The organism is Aerosakkonema funiforme FACHB-1375, assembly GCF_014696265.1.
GTDB lineage: Bacteria > Cyanobacteriota > Cyanobacteriia > Cyanobacteriales > Aerosakkonemataceae > Aerosakkonema > Aerosakkonema funiforme_A.
Genome location: NZ_JACJPW010000005.1, coordinates 19,436 through 39,308, shown reverse-complemented (window position 1 = coordinate 39,308; position 19,873 = coordinate 19,436). Strand labels below are relative to the sequence as shown.

Sequence of the window (19,873 nt, the reverse complement as noted above, 5' to 3'; positions counted from 1 at the left end):
ACATCTAAACTTGGATATTGTCTGAGTTTTTCACGATATTTCTGCGATCGCGATCGGCAATTAAAACTGAGCTATTCTTTTCTTCTGCGATATAATATGCAGGCCATCCTTTTAATCGTTCAAATATAAACCCGACATATTCGGACAAAATAGTCAGTACTATCGAGATGCAAAAAAAGGCGATCGCATTTTGAAATGATAAAGTTACCCATCCTTCGGCAACCTGGTCTTTAAATAAGTAAACCAGAGCAATGTAACCCATGTAAAGGATATTAAAAATACTCGCAAGCAAACCTAAGTAACTGGCAAATCGCAGCGGTCGCACCGAGTTCACCACAATTACCTGTAAAGCAATATCGACTGTTTCCAGAAAACTTTTTAGTTTCGGTCTTCTATACCTTCTGATTTGTTCGTAGGTAAAAGTTTTTCTTCGATAGCCTACATAAGAACTGAGGAGGCGTAAATAGCGATACTTGTCGTTAACTTGAATGATGGCATTGACAACTGCTCTACTCAATACCCGGAACTGGGTCGCATTCTCGATCAGCGGTATTTTAAAGATACTTTTGCAAGACAAGTAAAATAGCTTAGCACCGACTTTCATCCACAGAGGTTCGCCAGAGCGATTATTGCGAATTCCGATGACAATATCGTAACCGAGTCGAGCTTGTTGGATTAAATCTGGAATCAAATCTGGGGGGTCAGATTCGGGAAGCACGATCGCTACAAAGTCTCCGATTACCGAATCTAAACCAGAAGATATAGCCACATCAGTACCAAAACTTCTGGAGAGATTAAGTAATCGGATACATTCGTATTCTTTTAAAAGACCGCACACTTGTTCGGCGGTATCATCTTCGGAGCCATCATTGACTAAAACGAGTTCGTAGTTGGCGTAATTGTTTCGCAATACTTCCATTACTTCAGTGACAAAAGGCTTAACAATCCTTGCGTCGTTAGAAAGTGGAGCAACTACCGAAACAAAACAATCATAGGTAGCCATTAGATTACGCCTCCTGTGAGTTCCATAAACTTAAGTTCAGGGGGAACATCATAAATATTGTCAATCTTACCACCCAATACACAGATCGAGTTTTTTAATCCGTGATGTTTTTTAAATAAAATCGGTCGGCTATCATCTACCTCGCTTTGCGGCAGAACTGTTTTCACTTCCCAGATAGAATCGACATACTGACATTTGCTCAGAATTGGGATATATCGTTCGGCATCTTTAATCATGTATGGGTAGTTAGTTTTGTGTCCGCTTTTAGGGTTAACTGTTTTTACATCAGCGTCTTCATCTTTCCAAAAACAGTGGGGGGTGTAGCGAACATGACTGAGGGTATGCAGTCCTCGTGCTGGGAAAGGCATGATGGAAAAGAAAGGCCCACACATAAGTGTAATACCGAGATGGCGAATTGGATCGGGAACTTCAACTAATGCCATTTCAGTTAATTCATGCTTGAGCGGAATTGTGGGTAAATTTGAACGATCGAGAATATGGTTAATAGATGAATAAGTGCAGTTAAAAACGTATTTGGCGGTAATTATATCTTGATTGTCGGGAGATTCTACAAAAATTTTAATAGCCAAATTATCAGCGTCTTCCAATTTGATAACTTTTGAGTTAAGCCTAAGTTTCACGCCTGCTGTTTCGATGTCGTTCAGCATTCTATGTTTTAGCTTTACGGCGTCAAAGGCATATTCTTTTGTATAAAAAACGTCTTCGATTAAGTTATTGTTGAAAAGCTTTTTGATGTCGATCGGTGCTGGCTCTATAAAAGCATCAATGCGTTGGCAAAATGTTTTAAATTGATTGGCTGTGACTTTGGAAGTTATTTTGCCGATCGCATAATATTTATCAAAGCTGCTATCGATACATTCGCGATATTCGCTGACAAATCGAGGAAAATTAACTCTCGATCGCAAAGCGGTCAATATGCTGCGCGGGTAGTGATAGCCGTTGTGAACTCTCGCTTGATTTGCATAAGATGCACGTTGGAGAACATCGGCTTCTTTTTCGAGAATTAGGACTTTGTTTAAATGTTCTTTGAGATATAAAGCAATTCTGCAACCAAAAAAGCCGCCGCCAATTACAACTGCGTCATAGCTGCTAGGGTTAAGCGGACTGGAGGCTGTTAGACTTCCTCCGCCAGGATGAAAAATTGGCGAATTTGTGATTGTCAACTCCTCAGACCAAAATCTTCCTGTGAATTATACCTAATACTGTCGCTAGGCAGAAGTATTTTTGTGAAAATTTGTTAAATAAGGGTGATGTCGGTGCGATCGCAGACGCAGAGTCGCACCGAAAACCGCTCCGTTTCCCTTTTAGCTAGCAGCTTTGTGAGCGATAACAGCGTAGAAGGGGTCGCCACCGCCGACACCCATCCATTGTAAAATACTGGGAGCGGCGGACACTCGGCTAATAACTTCCGGTTCGGTAAATCCGGGGATCGATCGAAAATAGCTTTTTACCATTTCCACCCGCGCTGCTTCCGAAGCATCCCGCCACGCCGCAATTGCCTTTTGATAAAACATCCGGTTCGAGAAGCTGAAAATCGCGATTCCACCGGGTTTAAGAATGCGATGAATTTCGGAAAATATCGCTTCTGGATATTGCAGATATTGTACGGAAACGCAGTTGAGAACAGCATCAAAATCTGCATCGGGTAAGGGAAATTTGGGATTTTCGTTGAGATTTTGGACAAAGTAATGATGCAACCGAGAATTGCGTGTCAATTCCTCTTCGTTCATCCCGTGTCCTTCCACATGAGCGAATTCTACGTCATCTGGTAGATGAGAAACCCAACTGCTCATCATATCAAAAATGCGAGTGTTAGGTTGAAGTCGTTCCCGGTACAAGTCTGTTAGCTGTTGGATAAAACCGTCATCTACGTGAGTGACAAAACGGGGGAAAGAATAAAACTGATTATCGCTCGTTTCGTCTAGCTTAGTGCGTTGATTGGGACGGAGCATCATATAGCAAAAGTCAAAAGTCAAAAGTCAAATGTTTGCTGTGAATTAGTTCTGGCATTTTAGGATACCCTAACCGTTCTAGCGGTTGCTATAACTGGAAAGTTTGTGCGATCGCTAGTTTATTCGTAATTATAAATAAATGTAACAAATTTTGCTACCAAACCTACAAAAAATCAGATAGATCCATCCCACCAACCAAAAACCTACATATACATCTGCGTTTATCTGCGTTCATCTGCGGTAGAAAATCTAGCCGCCAAAAATATCCCCAGCAGCAGCACCCCACCCAAAAAGTAATGAGAAACGAATACTTCAAATATAGGAGCGATCGGTTTCACCAAAATAACCGGTAGCGATACCAAAACCGTACTTACCAAAACTAAACGAGTCCAATTTATTCCTGGCGGAATTGCTAATCGATCGCACAGCCACAAACATAAAGGTAGCAGCAAATATAAATAGTAATGCGTCCAAGAAATCGGACTGATGAGTTGCGCTAGACAGAGAACAATCGAAAATTCTAAATACTCTGTTGCGAGTGCGATCGGCTTTCTAGATCGCCAGCAAATCCAGATGCTGCTACCCACTAATATTGATAGTAACAAGTAACGCCAAACTTTAAATTCCATACCAACTTCTAGCGGTTGCCAACTTTTTAAATCCACATCATATAGCAAACGCGCTACAAACCCATCTACTGACTGAACGTTAAAGGCAGCTAACGGTTTACCCGCAAAAGTCAGAACGCATTTTTCAAACCAAGTTATGTGTAAATCCAAACCAAATAAAAGTATTGATGCTGCTACTATCCCCACTAATCCGGCGCTAAATCCCAGCACAACTCGCCAGCGTCCTCGCATCGCGAAATAAATGCCAAGCAGGAAGAGAGGTATTTTAATTAAAGATGCGATCGCTAACAAAATACCCACCCAAACTTCTCGCTTATCCCGCAGACAAAACAAAGTTGCAATCAACAGCAATAAGACGAAATGCGTAGAATTTCCCTGCTTGAGACTGTAGTATAAAGGGCCATTAGCTAAAATTAGTCCCGCTATGGCTAACTTCCGCCATCCCGAAGCGTTCGTCAGTTTCCATATTAAATAGCAAGACCAAACAATCGCTGCCAAACCTAAAATAGTAATGATGATTTGAGCCGTTAGCTTATTAAAAAAGGAAATCGGCGTAAACAAAATCGCAATTATCGGGATATTCACAAATCCCAAACCCTTCCCCCATTCATACAACCTTGATGGGTCTTCGATAATTAACCTGCCAGCAGGATAATAAGACTTATTAAAATCACCGCAGAAATTAGAAAAAGAGACCAGCCAAGAGAAAAGCACCATGACTGTGGCTGGCAAACCGCAAGTCAACCACGAATTCAAACCTTGCCTTTTCGATTTAATGGCGATAGTATTTAGACTAACTGTGGCTAAGATTAAAATTCCATAGATGAGGTAAATTATCATAGACAAACGTTACAGCCAATTTGTGCCTGTCGCCAACCTTTAGAATCATACCCTCGTTGTGTTATTTTGTCATGTCGATCGCACGCCTGCACCAGTTTTTTACCGCTCCTACTGCCAGAAAATTTAGTCCGACAGCGGTATTTTGGTTTACTTTGAGCTTGACTTTTGCCACAATTTACGCTTTTCAAGCTCTCCAAAAAGCCTTTGCCAGCGAATACGTCGTCCAGGACGATGCGCGACAGTTTGTGTTTTGGATGCAGCGATTTGTCGATCCAGAATTGCTGCGTAACGATTTGATGGCTGAGTATTATCAATCGATTACACCGCCGGGATTTGCTAGTTTTTATTGGTTGATGGCAATTATAGGCATTGCGCCTTTGCTGCTGAGCAAAATTTTACCAGCGATACTGGCATTGGTGACAACAATCTACGTTTTTGGCGTTGCAATCGAGATATTCCCGATCCCGGCGGCGGGATTTCTCAGCACATTGCTGCTGAATCACAGTATTTGGATGAGGAACGACGTAGCTTCGGCGACACCAAAAGCTTTCGCTTATCCGTTGTTTGCGGCGTTTTTATATTACTTGTTGCGCGGTTCTTTGTTACCCTGTTTGGTAGCGATCGCACTGGAGGGATTGTTCTTTGCGCCGATGGCGTTTATTTCGATGGGAATATTGCTGCTGCGATTGTTGAATTGGCAAAAAGGACGGCTGAGTTTGTCACGCGATCGCAAAGATTTTCTATTTTGTTTGACAGGATTGGGAGTAGCATTTTTATCTCTATTACCTTATGCGATCGCATCCTCAAAATTCGCCCCATTGATTACAATTAACGAAGCCAAATCCGTACCGGAATTTATGGTAGGTGCGAGGGTAAGCTTTTTTTACAATAACAATCCCTTGGCCTTTTGGTTTGCTGGCCCAGAAACTGGCATTTTTCCTTATGTTGGCCCCGCACAACTTTTTATAGGCATATTATTACCAGTTGTATTGATATTTTCCGATCGTTTTCCTTTGACGAGTCAGATATCAAGCAAAATTAAAATTTTAACTGAAACTGTGTTAGCATCCTTCGCGATGTTTTTCGCCGCACATCTGTTAATGTTTAAGCTTTATGGCCCTAGCAGATACACGCAACATAGCTTGCGGATTGTGTTGGCGATCGCTTCTGCTATCTTATTAATTACACTGCTGGATATGGCTTTTCGAGCTTATCTTAATTATCAGTCAAAAACTCCTCCTCAATATCCCAGGAATCCGCTCAAGAAAAAAATCCTTTTATTGCCTTTACTATTCAGCTTTTTGATATTTTCAGCGCTCATAATTTATCCCCACACTTTAAGATTTTTTCCCAGACCGGGATATGTAGTAGGTGAAACAACAGCACTGTATCAATACTTGCAACAACAACCGAAAGATAGTGTAATAGCTTCCCTATCTTTAGAAGCGAATAACCTGCCGACCTTTGCCAAACGACCCATTTTAGTAGCTAGGGAATATTCCCTCCCTTTCCATACAAAGTATTATGGCCAGATTCGCCAAAGAGTTATCGATTTAATTAGCGCTCAATACAATTCGGATCTAAATCGAGTGCGACAATTTATTCAAAAATATGGCGTGGACTTTTGGCTATTGGATAGTTCAGCATTTCAGCCAGATTATTTCGATCGCATCGATCATGCTAATAGGCGATGGCTGAATCTGTATCAGCCTGCAACTTCAGAAGCGATATCCAACTTACAGCAGGGAACTGTTCCCGCACTAGCAAAATTTGTCGATCGCTGTGCTGTTTTGCGGGAACGCGACTTAGTATTGCTACAAACAGATTGTCTTCTCAAAGCCAACTCAAACTAATCTTTTATGCTCGTCAAACGCCTGCACCAATCTTTAACCGATCCGATCGCAAAACCATCCAAAAATAAGATAATTTTTTGGTTGACTTTGAGCTTGATTTTTGCCGCAATTTACGCCTTTCAAGGACTGCAAAAAGGCTTTGCTAGCGAATATGTCGTCCAAGATGATGCACGGCAGTATGTATTTTTTTTGCAGCGTTTCACCGATCCGGAATTGCTACCTAATGATTTAATCGCTGACTATTATCAATCAGTTACACCCACCGGATATCTCGCGCTATTTTGGTTAATGGTACATCTCGGTATGCCGGCGTTGCTGTTGAGTAAACTTTTGCCAATGGTACTGGGATTGATAACAACAGCATACCTTTTTGGCGTATGTATGCAGATTTTACCTTTGCCAGTAGCGGGATTTCTTTCTACTTTGTTGATGAATCAAAGTTTGTGGATGAAAGATGATTTAGTTTCGGCAACACCGAGAGCATTTTTGTATCCGCTTTTCACAGCATTTTTGTACTATTTGTTGCGGCGATCGCAACTAGCTTGTCTGGTAACAATTGCGCTGCAAGGGTTGTTTTACCCTTTAGTCGTATTGGTTTCGCTTCTCGTCTTATTCCTGCGCTTGTTGGATTGGGAAAAAGGATTACCTCGTCTTTCCGGGAATCGCAAAGATTATGTATTTTTTACTTTAGCTTTAGGAGTAGCTTTCCTATCAATATTGCCATCCGTATTGACATCAGCAAAATATGGGCCAACCGTTACGGGAAGTGTCGCTAGAACTTTACCGGAGTTTTTACCCAAAGGACGATCGAAGTTTTTTCACAGCAATTTTTTCTTGTTTTGGTTGAACGGTAAAGATAGCGGTTTATTACCTTGGTTAAAGCCGCAAGCAATTCTAGTAGGATTTGCCTTTCCGATTTTATTGCGATATCGTTTTCCTTTAATTAGCCATTTGAAAAATAACTTGAAAGTTTTACCTCAAGTTATTTTGGCATCGCTGGTGATGTTTTTCGCCGCGCATCTGCTGCTATTTAAACTTTATTGTCCGAGTCGCTATAGCGAACATACTCTGCGAATTGTGTTGGCGATCGCAGGTGGACTCGCACTCACCTTAATGCTGGATGCAGTTTTAAATTCTTTTATTACCGACAAACAGAATAGGAAAGAAAAGCCTTGGCAACTGTGGATAACTGGTGCGATCGCAGCTGCATTGATCCTGCATCCCCACTTTTTGAAAAACTTTCCTATCACTGCGTACAAAACAGGTAACTCGCAAGCTATATACGAATTTTTTAAAGCGCAACCGAAAGATATTACGATCGCTACTTTGGAAGGGGAAGCAAATTTTATCCCCACCTTTAGCAAACGCTCAATTTTAGTAGGGTCGGAATATTCCCTACCTTACCATACAAAATACTACGCGCAGATGCGCCAGCGATCGATCGACCTAATTAACGCACAATACACTCTGAATCCAGAGGAAGTAAAAAGCTTTATCCAAAAGTATGGCATAGACTTTTGGTTAATAGCTGACTTAGCATTTACACCGGAACACATCACAAAAAATCCCTGGCTGATGCAGTATCAACCAGTAGCAAAGGAGGCGATCCAAAGACTAGAACAAGGAATTTATCCTGCGGTAGCAGAAGTCGCGCAGCAATGTTCGGTTTTGCAGACAAACTATTTATTTGTCATGCCAGCAGAATGTATTGTGAAAGCGCTGTCAAGATACTAAAAAAGCGATGCGATCGCTCTCCAGTTTGGCAGAGATTGCAGCCAATTCTACATTTTAAGTTGATTGAGAATTGATGCGCTGCAACAATTCGTCAACTTGTTTAACTTTTTGAAATTCCCGTTGCTTTAGATATAACTCCCTTGCCTTTTTAAAATTTTCTACCGCATCTGCTTCTTTGCCTTGCTGCAACATTGCTATCCCCAAATTAGTCCAAGCGTCTGCATATTCCGAATTAATTTCCAGTGCTTGTCGCCACTCGCCGATCGCATCGTCTATCTGACCTTGCCTAGCCAAAGCCACTCCCAAAGAGTTACGCGCTAGTGCGTGTTTGGCATTTATTTCAATTGCTTTGCGATATGAACTAATTGCTTCATCTATTCTGCCTTGGCGATCGAGAACTACCCCTAACTTATAGTAAGGCGTTGCCTCTTTAGGACGCGATTGAGTCAACTGTCGAAATATAGATTCCGCGCTGCTAAGATTTCCTTGGGTATAAAGCTGAGTACCGAAACTAACTATCTGTCCGTATCCAGAAATGACGCTAGTACAATTTTTCTTGTCACTATTTGCTTGCAAAGAGCATCGTTGCAACTCCTCTCCTTTAACTTCGTAATCTCCAGGTTCAGATCCCGGAAGCAGGGGGTTATTTCGTGGCCGCGCATTTGGCCGCAAATTTAGCGCCGGTTCGTTATCGTCTATCTGTGCCAAACTAGGTTGTGGCAATAGCGAAACATACGCTCCCGATCCAGCTAAAATGCCCAGAAACAAACCAGTCAGAGACTTGGTTAATAACTTGTTGGCGGTGCTGTCCATCTTCATAGGCTAACCTTGATTTTTTGATAATGGTGAATGGTTTAAGTTTAAACTACGGACTGCCTTTAGGATAACCAAACAACAGAAAAAATTTTTGATGGGTACGGGACGTTTCCCATTAGGGATTGCAGTATTGACATTGAGACGGATCGGCGGTTTCTCGCCCATTAGGGAAAATTTTTTCCACAGTATAACCGCATTTTTTGCATTGATAAATTACCGCTAGAGTTAGATGAGTAGGGAGATGGCAAAGTTCGCAAGGCAATCCCTTTTTATTGGCGATCGCGTCAAATCCTGGCCAAGCACAGTCCGGGCAAGTTTGATTGATTTTTTCGATCAAATCGAGCGTTGCTTTCTCGATATTTTTCATCCTCGTCGGGTTATACATTGCCCGCATATCTGTCTCAATATGTACTTTGCCGTCCGCCGATTTCTTGAGGCTTGTTTTTACAGTATCGACAAGTTCTGCTTCCGCAGTAATACCTTTGATAATTTCGCCCTTTCCTGCTTGAGCATCGCCAATTATAACAACTAGAGCGTGTTCGGGAAACCCAACTTTTTGAGCGAATTCATAAGCTTCTTCCACACTGGAAACGCTTTGATGGTTATGGTTAGTTTCAGTTGAAAATACTTCACCAACAATTTCTATATTCTTAGCTTTATCTAATAACAAGACAATTTCTCTATTAGCTGAGAGATACGGAATGAGCGGGTGAGGGCCAAACGAACCTTCGCTGGCAAATGCCAGAGTTTCCCCAGAGATCGCGATCGCTTTTTCTGCTTTGAACCGAGCCGCCTCAATTTGGGTGCCCATCCGTTTCACTTCTCTTGTAAACGTGCCGAATACATCCGTGTCAAAATTCGTGGGCACAATCACTTGAATTCCTAACTCTTTTGCCAGAATGGGAGCGATAACTCGCTCTTTTTTGTGCATGGTGGCTAAAACGCCGACTCGATTGTTAAACAAGGACATTTGATTCATAATTTAGTCAAAAAAACGAGTTGCAAGCCTGACATTTCAAGGGTAATCATCAAAAAATTTATCCGAATTTAAAGCTCCTTCCGATCGTTGCCCAGCCAATCGAAAATCCTCTCTTGCGAAGGTGGGCATCGTGACGGGAAGCGGAGCCATTCCGATCTTGGGGTCTCCCCAAGTAGAGGACATGGCGTCCAAGACGCCCACTTCGCGCAAAATCCAAAATCCAAAATCGGATACCCTCATCATCCGATCGGTTCGCCTCACTAGACGAGTTTCTATCGCCGCGTGCAAAGTGAGAATAGGGAAGTTAAGCACACTAAGATACCATGCAAACTGCAACAGCCGATCGCACCGCTACCAAACTGCCGCCATTAATTCCTCGCGAAATTCTCTTCGGCAACCCCGAACGCAGCAGTCCCAGACTTTCGCCCGATGGCAAGTATTTAGCATACATCGCTCCCGATGACAAGAATGTTTTGCAAGTTTGGCTGCGAACGGTAGGACAGGAGGACGATCGCCAACTAACCGCCGACAAAAAGCGCGGTATCCGCATTTTCTTCTGGACTTACAACGCCGACCAACTCATGTATATGCAAGACGCGGACGGCGACGAGAACTTTCACCTCTACGCAGTCAACATCCAGTCCAACATTGTCCGCGACTTAACTCCATTCCAAGGCGTGAAAGCCCAACCTATAGGACTTGACCCCAAGTTTCCAGACGAAGCGCTAGTAGCCCTAAACCTCAACAACCCCCAAAAATTCGACGTTTACCGCATCAACCTCAAAAACGGCGCGGTGGAATTCGATACCGACAACCCAGGTAACATCGTCAGCTGGACATCCGACGCCCAATTTCAGGTACGCGCCGCCGTCGCCAGCACACCCGATGGCGGTTCCGACCTGCTTTTGCGGGAAACGACAGACAAAGAGTGGGACATTCTGCGCCACTGGGGGCCAGATGAACAAGGCGGGCCAGTCACCTTCTCCGTTGATGGCAAAACACTCTACATCGAAGGCAATCACGACGCCAACGCCGATCGCCTTTTAGCCCTCGACCTCGCCACCCGTCAGGAAACCGTCATCGCCCAAGACCCGCAATACGATCTCGGCGGAGTCATGATTCAGCCGATAACGCGAGTAATTCAGGCAGTTGCCTTCTACAAAGACAAGCAAGAATGGCAGATTTTAGACGAAAGTATTGCTGAAGATTTTGAAGCGATCGCCAAAGTTCGTCCCGGTGAATTTGGCATAAGCAGCCGCGATTTAGCCGACCAAAACTGGCTGGTAGTTTACATGACCGACGACGGCCCGGTTTACTACTACGCTTACAATCGCGATAGCAAAACCAGCACATTTCTGTTTAGCAATCAACCCAAATTAGAAGGGTTGCAGCTAGCAGCAATGGAACCAATTTCTTACCAAGCGCGAGATGGTTTGACTATCCACGGTTACTTAACAACTCCGGTGGGAATCGCCCAAAATTTACCGACGGTGCTGTTAGTTCACGGTGGCCCTTGGGCGCGAGATACTTGGGGTTACGATCCGGAGGCGCAATGGTTGGCTAACCGGGGTTATGGGGTACTGCAAGTTAATTTTCGCGGTTCCACCGGCTACGGAAAAGATTTCCTCAATGCTGCCAATCGCGAATGGGCAGCCAAAATGCACGACGATTTAATTGATGCAGTTAATTGGCTGGTGGAAAAAGGCATTTCCAACCGAGAAAAGATTGCAATTATGGGCGGTTCTTATGGTGGTTATGCTACTTTAGTGGGATTGACTTTTACGCCAGATCTGTTTGCCTGCGGTGTGGATATTGTCGGGCCGAGTAATTTGATTACCCTGTTACAAAGTATCCCGCCTTATTGGGAACCGTTGAAAGCATCGATGTACCATCGGATCGGCAACTTGGAGACGGAAGAAGAGTTTTTGAAGTCGCGATCGCCTTTATTTTTTATCGATCGCATCAAGAAACCTTTGCTGATCGGTCAAGGTGCCAACGACCCACGAGTCAAGCAAGCAGAAAGCGACCAAATTGTGGAAGCGATGCAAAAGGCAAATTTGCCAGTCGAATACGTTCTTTATCCCGATGAAGGACACGGTTTCGCACGACCGGAAAATCGCCTGCATTTCTATGCTATTGCTGAAGAATTTCTCGCCAAACACTTAGGCGGTCGATTTGAACCGATGACCGATATCCCAGGTCATTCTGGCGTAGTTAAATAAGTTGGTGGGGTGGGCATTGCTCACCCTACTCTACACTTCCTCATTCTTTTCGTGCCTTTCATTCATAAATCGTTCAAATGCTGACATTACTTCAGTTGTTGTCCAAAAACAACATAGATGCTTTTGGCTAACTGGGCAATAAATAGTTCCTGTGGCTATTATCAATTCATTCTTACATTTAGGACATAAAACTCGACCTCCACGAGACTGAACATCAATAGCTTTTTGCAAATTTGCGCCTTTTCCGTCGAATATAAAAGTTTCCATACTTGTTCCTCAAATTAGCTAGTTTATCCCGTTTTTGTGATGATAATAGAAATTTATCTCATCGTAGGGTGGGTTAGGGACGGGCGATAATTTCAGCACTTTCGATCGATTTTTGTTAATAGTAAGTAACAACACACATATTTTTTGTTAATCTACAAAAAATGCGAAGATTATTTTTGAACTTCTTCTTTAATCCTATGGGATAAATTAGCATCAGTTTAGATTGACACTTAGGACATAAAACTAGACCTCCACGAGACTGAACATCAATAGCTTTTTGCAAATTTGCGCCTTTTCCGTCGAATATAAATGTTTCCATATTTATTGTTCAAATTCTATTTAAGCGTTAATAGTAGTTAACACATAGAGTCGGCTATTTGTTTAGACAAATATTTAATTATAACAAAAATCTGGCATTCCCTACAATTTGATTTAAGTGCGACACGCAGCGAGAGCCCTGTAATTATACAGAAATTGCCTTGTTTTCGGATAAGTACTTCAACTGATGCAGTTTAGCTATTTGTACGAGAGCTTGGTAAAAAGCCATAAAAATCTAATTAACATTTACCAGATATTAAAGTTATACATCCACTATGTCAGAGAATGTTTTGCCTCTGTACTCGCCGCATCTAAACCAAGTACTTGACCCTTCACCCCTCATAGTTTCCCCAAATGCTCTGCTACTAGATGTTTTGGTGCAAATGAGCCAGGTACGGGGAAGTCTTTGTATGTTGGCAAAATCAGAGGCAACAACAGGCTTAAACTCAAATGGTACTAGCTGTGTTTTGGTGATGGAAGAATCTCGCTTGGTGGGAGTATTTACTGAGAGAGATTTGGTCAAGTTAACTGTTTCGCGGCGTAGTTTTAAAGGTGTGACGATCGCGCAGGTGATGACTCACCCTGTAATTACCCTGATTCAAGACAAAAAATCTTTCGATGTTTTCACTGCGATCGCGATGATGCGACAACACCGTATTCGCCACTTGCCAATTTTGGATACTGGCGGAAAACTGCTAGGAGTGGTAACATCTGAGAGCCTTCGTCAAGCTTTGCAACCAAGCAATCTTTTCCGCATCCGACAGGTGGCGGAGGTGATGACTAGACAGGTAATCGCAGCACCTACTACAGCTTCGGTTTTGGAATTAGCCGAACTAATGGCTAGCCATCGGGTGAGTTGTGTAGTTATTTATCATCCAACAAACGAAAAACAACTGAAACCTCTGGGGATTGTCACTGAGGGAGATATCTTGCAATTTCAGGTACTAGAGCTAGATTTAGCGAAAATTCAAGCTCAAACGGTGATGAGTACGCCGCTATTTTGCTTGACTCCTCAAGATTCCCTGTGGACAGCGCATCAGGAAATGCTTTCTCGGCGGGTGCAGCGATTAGTAGTAGTTGGAGAAGTGGGAGAACTGGTGGGGATTGTAACTCAAACTACCTTGCTGCGATCGCTCGATCCGTTGGAAATGTATCGTGTCGTGCAAACATTGCACCAATCTGTCTCCCAGCTAGAAGCGGAAAAAATAGAGCTGCTGAAAAACCGCAATATCGAATTAGAAAAGCAGGTGCAAGAACGTACTGCTCAAGTACGACAGCAAGCAGAAGGAGAACGCCTGTTGAGATCGATCGCATCTCGGATTCGCCAATCTCTCAAATTAGAAGATATTCTCAATTCTACAGTTACGGAAGTGCGGCAAATCTTAAAGTGCGATCGGGTCATGATCTATCATTTCCTACCCAACATGAATGGGCGCGTAGTGGCTGAATCAGTTGATTTTTGTTGGACGGCAGCAATAGAAAAGCAAATCGAAGATACTTGTTTTATTAACGGAGAAGCAACCAAATATATTCAAGGTAAACAATGGTCTTGTCAGAATATTTATACAGCAAACTTAACTCCTTGTCACCTAGAGCTATTAGAAAATTTACAAGTTAAATCTAATTTAGTTGTACCGATTTTAATTGCCGATAATTTATGGGGTTTGTTGATCGCACATCAATGCTCGCACCCGCGTGAATGGCAAGCATTTGAATTAGAATTATTAGACCAACTCAGCGTGCAAATAGCCATATCTATCCAGCAATCTAAAGCTCTTGAAAAAGCTGAAATTGAACTGGCAGAGCGAATACGCACAGAGGAAGCACTGCGTCAAAGCGAACAGCGTTATGCCACTTTAACAAAAGCAGCACCCGTAGGAATTTTTTGTACGGATATGCAAGGAAATTGCACTTATGTTAACGAGCGTTGCTGTGAAATTATGGGAGTTACAGCCGACGAATTATTAACTAAAGGTTGGGCAAATAGATTGCATCCTGAAGATCGCGATCGCGTTTTAAAAGAGTGGGATAGTGCCATAAAACAAAAGAAACCTTTTCGCGCAGAATATCGGTTTATTTGTCCGAATGGTACTATTACTTGGGTACTCGGTCAAGCGATCGCCGAGAAACAAAATAACCAGCAGGATTTCATTTATGTTGGCACGATCACCGATATTAGCGATCGCAAACACGCCGAATCAGCATTGCAAACACTCAACGAAGAACTAGAAAACAAAGTGCAAGAACGAACTAAGGAATTAGCTTTTCAAAAGTTTGCTTTAGATCAAGCAGCAATTGTTTCTATTACTGACGAACAAGGCTTTATTACTTATGTGAATAATAAATTTTGCGAAATCTATCGATACTCTCAAACCGAACTAATTACTAATACTCACAATGTTGTCAGTTCAGGCTATCATTCAAAAAGCTTTTTCAAACAAATGTGGCAAACTATTGCCAGCGGTAAAGTTTGGCAGGGGGAAATTAAAAATCAAGACAAAAATGGTAATAATCATTGGGTATACACTACGATCGTTCCTTCTAAAAACGATCTGGGTAAACCTTACCAATACTTATCCATAGGTTTTGATATTACCCAGCGCAAGCAAGCAGAAGAAGCCCTAAGTTTGAGCGAAGTCAGATTCCGATCTTTGTTTGAAGCAGCTGCTGATTTCATTCACGTTGTAGACTTAGATGGCTTAATCTGGCAAACTAATCCAGCTTCTATCCAGGAGTCTGGCTATGCAGAAATCGAGTTAATCGGTCATCGAATAGATCGATTTTTTACTCCTTGTTCTCAAAAAGTTTTTGCCGAAATGTTTCCCAATTTGTTACAAACAGGCACGCAGCGTTTAGAAGTTGAATTTATTCGTAAAGATGGCACAATTACCATGATGGACTTGTCATCTTCTGTAGCGCGTGACGAAAATGGCCAATTTGCTTATATTGTCATTATTCAAAGAGATATTAGCGATCGCAAACAAACAGAACAATCTCTGAAACGACAGCTAGCAGCTATTGAAGCGGCGATGGATGGCATTGCAATTTTGGATGAAAACAGCCAATATAGTTACCTCAATCAAGCTCATGCGGAAATGTTCGGTTATAGAAATGCTACTGAATTATTAGGCAAAAATTGGCAAGAATTGTACTACCCAAGAGAAATCGCCAATTTTCAGAAAGAAGTATTTCCTGCGTTGGGAAATACAGGTAAATTTCAAGGAGAGGCAACTGCTAAAAGAAAAGATGGTTCTACGTTTGATGAAGAAGTTTCCCTCACTTTGATTGAAGGCGTAGGATTGATTTGCGTTTGTCGGGATATTACACAGCGCAAACAAGCAGAAGCTTTATTAGCTAAGCGCGATCGTTATTTAACGGCACTCGTAGAAGTACAACGTCAACTATTAGCTTCTCCTGTAGATAATGAAACTTATAATTTAATTTTGTCAAATTTAGGGCAAGTTTGTGATGTCAGCCGTATTTATATATTTGAAAATCATCAGGATGCCATAGGTAGACTGCTAACCAGTCAACGTGCGGAATGGTGTGCTGAAGAAATTGAACCTCAAATTGACAATCCAGCCTTGCAAAATTTTCCCTTAGATCAATTATCTCCAAACTGGCTTTCTGCCTTATCTAAAGGTGATATTATTGAGGGTACAGTCACAGAATTTCCCGAACCAGAACGGCAAATTTTAGCAGACAAAGGTATTTTGTCTATCTTGATTTTGCCCCTAATAGTAAATGGTGAATTCTTTGGTTTTATTGGTTTTGATAACTGTAGACAAGCAAGGGTATGGGAACCTTTAGAAATTAGTATACTGAGTTCGGCGGCAACAGCGATATCGATAGCTAAAGAAAGTCAAATGGCAGAAGAAGCATTACAACAAGCTAAAGGTAAACTACAAGCCGTCTTGGATACCGTACCTGGGTTTGTATCTTGGATTAGTTCGGATTTAAAATACTTGGGCGTCAATCGGCACTTATCTGATACTTTTAAACTGCCTGTAGAAAACTTTATCGGTCAACCGATCGGTTTCTTAGAGAATAGCCGAGAATTTGTCCAATTTATAAATCAGTTTTTTGCTATGTCTAATCCAACAAATTCTCAAACAATATCTATCGAAACAAATGGACAAGAACGCAGTTATTTAGTGGTAGCCCAAAAGTACGATGGCGATCGCGCTTGCGTTTCAGTAGGGCTCGATATTACTGAACGCAAAAATGCTGAGGAGCAAATCAAAGCATCCTTGAAAGAAAAAGAAGTACTCTTAAAAGAGATCCACCACCGCGTAAAAAATAACCTACAAATAATTTCTAGTATGATCGATCTGCAATCTCAATTCATCGATTCTCCTGAAATGATGAATATATTTTTAGACAGTCAAAGCCGCATTCAATCAATGGCGCTCATCCACGAACAACTATATCAATCTAAAGATTTAGCTAAAATAGACTTCTGTGATTATGTTGCCAACTTGGTAGATAATCTTTTTAGCTCTTATGGCGTAGATAGAGAGTTAATAAAATATATTATTGATATCGACAATGTATGCCTCAATTTAGATACATCTATACCTTGCGGCTTAATTATTAACGAATTAGTTTCTAATGCTTTGAAACACGCTTTCCCATACGGCAGAGAAGGAGAAATTTGGGTAGAACTTTATTTAGATGAGCAAAACCATATCATCCTGAATGTTAGCGATAACGGCATCGGCTTCCCGGAAAATTTAAACTTCCAGAAAATTGAAACATCTCTAGGATTGCAGTTAGTATGCACATTAACCAAACAATTAAAGGGTAATATAGAGTTAGATAGAAACAATGGCACGCGATTTAAGCTAACTCTATCAGAACTCAAATATCGGAGAAAAAATTAAACATAAATGGAGATAAGTAAGTGAACATAAATAAACGAAACATAATTTGTAGTCACTGCCCACCATTAGCTAGGTTCAGTGTTTACAGGCATTTTGTTGGGCACTGCCCACCCTACGTTTAAAACAAACCTCAGAGGATTTAAGATTATGAACAATTGTAAAATTTTAGTAGTTGAAGATGAATTGATTGTCGCTAAGAACCTAGAAAATAAGTTAAAAAAACTAGGATATGAAGTTGTGGCAATGATTCCATCGGGAGAAGAAGCAATTCAAAAAGCTATCGAAGAAAAACCAGACCTGATTTTGATGGATATCATGCTGCAAGGGGAAATGGACGGTATTGAGACAGCAGAATACATTTGGACTAATTACCATATACCCGTAATTTATTTAACGGCAAATGCAGATACCAGCACATTAAATCGTGCTAAAAATACTGGCTCTTTTGGTTATTTAATTAAGCCGTTTAAAGAAAAAGAATTGAACGCTAATATTGAATTAGCGCGGCTCAAACATCTGGAGCAAGAAAAACTCAGACAAGAACTGGCCATTTCACAAGAGTTACGAAAAAAAGCAGAGGAACTCAGCGAACTGCGATCGCGTTATATGTCCATTACCTCCCACGAGTTTCGCAATCCCCTCACCAGCATTATTATGTCCGCAGATTTGCTGGAAATGTATAATGACAAATGGTCGGAAGACAAAAAGAAAAAACATCTTCAACGGATTCAAAAAGCTGTCAAAAATATGAATAGTTTGTTGGAAGATGTGTTAACTTTGGGGCGGATGGAATCGGGTAAATTATCATTCCAACCCACAAGGTTAAATTTAGTTAAACTCTGCGAACAAATCTTAGATGAATTGCAAATAGCAGAACTTATGCCGCAGCCAATTGTCTTTGCAATTAATGGTGAAACTCAAGATGCTTATATCGACGAGAAACTACTGCGCCACATCTTGGTTAATTTGCTTTCTAATGCTATTAAATATTCTCCCCAAGGTGGAAGAGTTGATTTTACGCTCAACTTTGACGAAAATTGGGTAGTATTCCAAATTCGCGATCGCGGTATTGGCATTCCGCCAGAAGACCTGCAAAAATTGTTTGAAACTTTCCATCGCGCTGGCAATGTTGGGGAAATTCCCGGTACTGGCTTAGGGTTATCGATCGTCAAAAGTTGCGTGGACTTACATCAAGGCGACATTTATGTAGAAAGTAAAGTTGGTGAAGGAACAAAATTTACAGTTAAGCTGCCTATTTCTTGTTGATTTCGGATAAAAATATCCAAAACAAGTTTTTTAAATAGGCAGTAAATCGATTACAACTAATTCCGGACGGCACAAAAACCTCAGTCTGGGTGCAACTCCCCTTTCCATCCCAACTCCTCGCGAAACTATCAGCGTGCGTCCGTCACCGATATCGGTGACACCAGCTGCCCATTTGCGAGGCACTCTCGACATCTTGATCGCAGGGCCAATGAAAGGAAGTCGCACCTGACCGCCATGAGTGTGACCTGCTACTAACAAATCGGCATTAATATTGCCTAAAGCAAAGTCAGGTGCATGACCGAAGACGATGTGAAATTTGCTGCCGCATTCGAGAATTTTTAACTGAGGATTTCGCGAATCGTTGAGGGTTAGTCCGGTGATGCAAAGTTTGGTTAGCGGTACGGTTCTACTATCTTGAAATACTGTTACGGGCAACCCATCAAAAATATGCGGCCATCCCTCATAAAACTCTTGATCGCCTTTGACAGCATATACGCCTAACTTGGCATCGAAGTTGATTTCTTTGAGAAAGGAGTTGAGGTTTTGGCGCAGTTTTTCTCGGTCGGGAGAGTTGTATACTTGGATATAATCTCCGGGAAGAAGTATTAGGTCAGCTTTCTGATTTATGGCTGTACGCAATGCTTGCCGCTGATAATCGCCCCAAACGTCGGTTTGGAAGTCAGCGAGGACGAGTATTTTTAATGCCTTTTCTAGCTTTGGCGTACTGATTTGAACGTGAGATACTTGCAGCCAATAAGGTTCGATCGCAAACGCATCCAGACCGATACCGCCGATGATTACTGCCAATACAGCAGAGGCGATCGCAATTTTTTGAAACGATCGATACAGTGCGATCGCTAAGCCGATCGATATAATCAACCCATGCAAAAATATACCATAGCTCATCAGTCGGGCTATGCCAAATAAACTTTCTCCCAGAAACGCTGCAAAAAACAATCCCGCCAAGGCAAATAAACCTACGCCAGCACCGATCGCCCACCGCTTCTGCTGGCGCGTCAGCCATAATAAAACTGCTATGTCAACAAAGAATAAGATCAGGTTGTAGAGTATATTTATTTTCAAAGACATA

At 41.8% G+C, this 19,873-nt stretch carries 14 protein-coding genes; 5 read left to right on the top strand and 9 right to left on the bottom strand.

The genetic code is table 11. The features are described 5' to 3' along the window. Positions 1-4: 4 nt before the first annotated feature. The 4 genes from H6G03_RS03045 to H6G03_RS03030 all read right to left on the bottom strand — a co-directional run bounded on the left by H6G03_RS03045 (position 5) and on the right by H6G03_RS03030 (position 4,445). Positions 5-1,003 (bottom strand): glycosyltransferase family 2 protein, encoded by a 999-nt coding sequence (locus H6G03_RS03045; protein WP_190461959.1) that lies wholly within the window; start codon positions 1,001-1,003, stop codon positions 5-7. Continuing rightward, positions 1,003-2,187: an FAD-dependent oxidoreductase gene (locus H6G03_RS03040; protein WP_199315107.1), complete on the bottom strand. Its 1,185-nt coding sequence runs from the start codon at positions 2,185-2,187 to the stop codon at positions 1,003-1,005. Before H6G03_RS03040 ends, H6G03_RS03045 begins: the two co-directional genes overlap by 1 nt. A gap of 141 nt (positions 2,188-2,328) precedes the next feature. After that, positions 2,329-2,979 carry a class I SAM-dependent methyltransferase gene (locus H6G03_RS03035; protein ID WP_190461957.1) on the bottom strand — a complete coding sequence of 217 codons (651 nt, stop codon included), beginning with the start codon at positions 2,977-2,979 and terminating at the stop codon, positions 2,329-2,331. Between the two features lie 218 nt (positions 2,980-3,197). Then, positions 3,198-4,445 (bottom strand): glycosyltransferase family 87 protein, encoded by a 1,248-nt coding sequence (locus H6G03_RS03030; protein WP_190461955.1) that lies wholly within the window; start codon positions 4,443-4,445, stop codon positions 3,198-3,200. A gap of 71 nt (positions 4,446-4,516) precedes the next feature. Between H6G03_RS03030 and H6G03_RS03025 the strand changes: the two genes are divergently transcribed. Both H6G03_RS03025 and H6G03_RS03020 read left to right on the top strand, forming a co-directional pair. After that, a complete protein-coding gene (locus tag H6G03_RS03025) occupies positions 4,517-6,298 on the top strand; it encodes a hypothetical protein (RefSeq protein WP_242057129.1) in 1,782 nt (593 codons plus the stop codon). Between the two features lie 6 nt (positions 6,299-6,304). Further along, the gene (locus H6G03_RS03020) at positions 6,305-8,032 is read left to right on the top strand and encodes a hypothetical protein (RefSeq protein WP_190461953.1); all 1,728 of its coding nucleotides are present in this window, start codon (positions 6,305-6,307) and stop codon (positions 8,030-8,032) included. A gap of 54 nt (positions 8,033-8,086) precedes the next feature. Here H6G03_RS03020 and H6G03_RS03015 read toward each other — a convergent pair whose 3' ends face one another. The 3 genes from H6G03_RS03015 to H6G03_RS03005 form a co-directional block, all read right to left on the bottom strand. Next, complete coding sequence (locus H6G03_RS03015; protein ID WP_190461951.1) at positions 8,087-8,851, bottom strand: tetratricopeptide repeat protein; 765 nt, start codon at positions 8,849-8,851, stop codon at positions 8,087-8,089. Positions 8,852-8,963: 112 nt separating this feature from the next. Then, positions 8,964-9,827: a DUF6671 family protein gene (locus H6G03_RS03010; protein WP_190461949.1), complete on the bottom strand. Its 864-nt coding sequence runs from the start codon at positions 9,825-9,827 to the stop codon at positions 8,964-8,966. A gap of 36 nt (positions 9,828-9,863) precedes the next feature. Beyond that, complete coding sequence (locus H6G03_RS03005; protein ID WP_190461947.1) at positions 9,864-10,139, bottom strand: hypothetical protein; 276 nt, start codon at positions 10,137-10,139, stop codon at positions 9,864-9,866. A gap of 11 nt (positions 10,140-10,150) precedes the next feature. Between H6G03_RS03005 and H6G03_RS03000 the strand changes: the two genes are divergently transcribed. Further along, positions 10,151-12,049: a S9 family peptidase gene (locus tag H6G03_RS03000; RefSeq protein ID WP_190461944.1), complete on the top strand. Its 1,899-nt coding sequence runs from the start codon at positions 10,151-10,153 to the stop codon at positions 12,047-12,049. 30 nt (positions 12,050-12,079) lie between these two features. Here H6G03_RS03000 and H6G03_RS02995 read toward each other — a convergent pair whose 3' ends face one another. Then, the gene (locus tag H6G03_RS02995; RefSeq protein ID WP_190461942.1) at positions 12,080-12,316 is read right to left on the bottom strand and encodes a hypothetical protein; all 237 of its coding nucleotides are present in this window, start codon (positions 12,314-12,316) and stop codon (positions 12,080-12,082) included. 593 nt (positions 12,317-12,909) lie between these two features. Here H6G03_RS02995 and H6G03_RS02990 point away from each other — a divergent pair. Together H6G03_RS02990 and H6G03_RS02985 are read left to right on the top strand one after the other, a co-directional pair. Further along, positions 12,910-17,517 carry a PAS domain S-box protein gene (locus tag H6G03_RS02990; RefSeq protein WP_190461940.1) on the top strand — a complete coding sequence of 1,536 codons (4,608 nt, stop codon included), beginning with the start codon at positions 12,910-12,912 and terminating at the stop codon, positions 17,515-17,517. A 147-nt stretch (positions 17,518-17,664) separates the two neighbouring features. After that, complete coding sequence (locus H6G03_RS02985; RefSeq protein ID WP_190461939.1) at positions 17,665-18,783, top strand: hybrid sensor histidine kinase/response regulator; 1,119 nt, start codon at positions 17,665-17,667, stop codon at positions 18,781-18,783. 30 nt (positions 18,784-18,813) lie between these two features. On the opposite strand, the gene H6G03_RS02980 is transcribed toward H6G03_RS02985, so the two are convergent. After that, positions 18,814-19,872, bottom strand: a complete 1,059-nt coding sequence (locus tag H6G03_RS02980; protein ID WP_190461937.1) for a metallophosphoesterase — start codon at positions 19,870-19,872, stop codon at positions 18,814-18,816. Between the last annotated feature and the right edge of the window lies 1 nt (position 19,873).